The sequence below is a fragment of the Spirosoma endbachense genome, from assembly GCF_010233585.1.
Classification (GTDB): Bacteria; Bacteroidota; Bacteroidia; order Cytophagales; family Spirosomataceae; genus Spirosoma; species Spirosoma endbachense.
In genome coordinates, this window is record NZ_CP045997.1 from 10,315,040 (window position 1) to 10,315,919 (window position 880).

1 protein-coding gene is annotated in these 880 nt (G+C 39.9%); it reads left to right on the forward strand.

Annotated features, from left to right (window positions below; genetic code table 11):
* Window positions 1-46: 46 nt before the first annotated feature.
* Window positions 47-727, forward strand: a complete 681-nt coding sequence (locus GJR95_RS41625) for an XRE family transcriptional regulator (RefSeq protein WP_162391495.1) — start codon at window positions 47-49, stop codon at window positions 725-727.
* The last annotated feature ends 153 nt before the right edge of the window (window positions 728-880 follow it).

Genomic DNA, 880 nt, shown 5'->3' on the forward strand with positions numbered 1-880 from the left:
TAAAACACAACACTACTCACGAAAAAATTTAATTAAGAGTTAATCAATGGAAGTAATAATGACTCTGGGCGAGACACTCCGCAAAAACAGAAGGGCTAAAAATCTGACTTTGCAAAATGTTGGGGAAGCCGTGGGCTTACCGTATCAATCGGTTCAGCGTTGGGAAACTGATAAGGCTATCCCTAACGCTGTTCAATTAACTGTACTAGCGAAACTATTTGGCATTTCAGTAGACGAGCTGTTAAGTGAAGACTTTGTCATGGGTGACATAAAGGGTATATTGCCCTTTGGAAGTCACCTAACAATCAATCTCCCTTTAATAACTGTGGCCAATAGAACACAACTACTTAACACATTTACAAACTATGACTCTGTGAAGTCTCTTAATGAAACCTTTCCGGTAACAACAGGCATTGTTCCAGTTCAGGACAATTATGTTGTCATTGAAATTGGCAGTGACATCATGGAACCCAAATTGTCTTCAGGAACAAAAGTTTTGGCAGAACCTATTTCACAAGAAAATTTCCCTGAAGAACACGGTGGAGTATATGCAGTCCTGTATAACAAGAAGTTTGCCGTTCGCCGGATTGTCAATAATGACATTGCCGAGCATGGTAAACTTTTTCTAAATGCTGATAATACCAAGTATGACCCTATAGTTGTGGAAGCTACCAGCATCCGGGCAATGTGGAAAGTTCTCCGAGTCGTTGACGCTGTAGTGTTCTAAAATTTGGCCTTTAATAGCTTGATTATCACACACGCCAAAGGCGTAAAACACATCTAATAATTGTAAAAAATGGCTATCACTTCCGAATTACTTCCGAATAGGAACGTAATTGTACTGATTATCAACACATCTTGATTTTCCGTCCGGACCGCC